This is a genomic window from Treponema endosymbiont of Eucomonympha sp., from assembly GCF_001028545.1.
The window spans coordinates 1-790 of record NZ_BBPW01000298.1; the positions used below are offsets into that span (position 1 = coordinate 1).

At 48.0% G+C, this 790-nt stretch carries 2 protein-coding genes; both read right to left on the minus strand.

Translation table 11 applies throughout. The features are described from left to right. Positions 1-227: exodeoxyribonuclease VII small subunit (locus AWU74_RS06655; RefSeq protein WP_238580216.1), on the minus strand; the 227-nt coding region annotated here is incomplete at its 3' end. Positions 228-396: 169 nt separating this feature from the next. Then, positions 397-790, minus strand: a 394-nt coding sequence (locus AWU74_RS06660) for an MBL fold metallo-hydrolase (RefSeq protein WP_162504967.1), incomplete at its 5' end; no start/stop codon positions are given.

Below are 790 nucleotides of genomic sequence, written 5' to 3' on the forward strand. Positions count from 1 at the left end.
ATTTGGATTTTGCCCTCTATCCTGTCTATTTCTTTTTCCAGCTCGCAGGCAAGCTTAGTGCCCTCTTCAAAGCACTTGAATGCGTCCTCCAGCGACACATCGTTCTGCCGACGGATGATAAAAAAATAAAAGATAAGGATAATAAGTCCGAACGGAGCGATAGTCATGAGCATATTGCTTGACCGAGGTGCTACCGACACGCTTTGCAGAAATGGAATAAAAATCATCGAGGTTCCTTTTTCGTATAGAAAATAAATTCTTGCGGATACGAGCGGACACTTTTATGCCCGCATAACGCTGTACATCTCAAAAGCGCAAACCGTATTACTTTAGATAAAGCGGTGCAGAAACTAGCATAATTCTTTGACGGAGGTCAAGGCGACGCTACCCGCCTGTTCAAAAAACGCCGCGCTCTTCGGACAATGCGAACCCATACGCGCCATGACCAGGATATATGCGGGTTTCTGGCGGCAACGCAGAAAGTCGCCGGAGGCTTTCTTTCATAGCAATAGAGTCGGAGCCGCCTAAATCGGTTCTGCCCCACGTGTTCAAGAACAACGTGTCGCCTGAAATAAGAGTTTTTTCTTTTTTATTGTATAAACAGACTGACCCTTCGCTGTGCCCGGGAGTACTGAATACCGCCCATGCGGAAGCGGTTTTACGGAACAGGCTTGCTTCGGGGACAAGTCTGTCGAGCGTATCCCCCTCGTTAAGCATAATATCGGCTTGCGCGCCGAACCAGCCGAGGCTCAGTTTCTTTGACCCCAGTGTTTCTGTCCCGATATAAAAG